General features: G+C 49.7%; 1 rRNA gene. It reads right to left on the bottom strand.

Features of this window, described 5'->3' with window-relative positions:
* Positions 1-327 (bottom strand): 23S ribosomal RNA (locus ACF8R4_RS11775); the annotation flags it as partial.
* Between the last annotated feature and the right edge of the window lie 47 nt (positions 328-374).

The following is a 374-nucleotide window of genomic DNA, read 5'->3' as shown; positions in this document are numbered from 1 at the left end:
CTATCACCCACTATGGCCGCACTTTCCAGAGCGTTCCACTAATCTCAAATCAACTTAAGGGCTGGTCCCCGTTCGCTCGCCACTACTAAGGGAATCTCGGTTGATTTCTTTTCCTCAGGGTACTTAGATGTTTCAGTTCCCCTGGTTCGCCTCTTGCACCTATGTATTCAGTACAAGATACTCAGCTTATGCTGAGTGGGTTCCCCCATTCAGAGATCTCTGGATCACAGTCTGTTTGCCGACTCCCCAAAGCTTATCGCAGGCTACCACGTCTTTCATCGCCTCTGACTGCCAAGGCATCCACCGTATGCGCTTCTTCACTTGACCATATAACCCCAAGCAATCTGGTTATACTGTGAAGACGACATTCGCCG

The sequence above is a fragment of the Pseudomonas sp. FYR_2 genome (genome assembly GCF_043106425.1).
Taxonomy (GTDB): Bacteria; Pseudomonadota; Gammaproteobacteria; order Pseudomonadales; family Pseudomonadaceae; genus Aquipseudomonas; species Aquipseudomonas monteilii.
The sequence above is the reverse complement of the archived record's forward strand: the minus strand, read 5'-3'. Positions and strand labels throughout refer to the sequence as shown.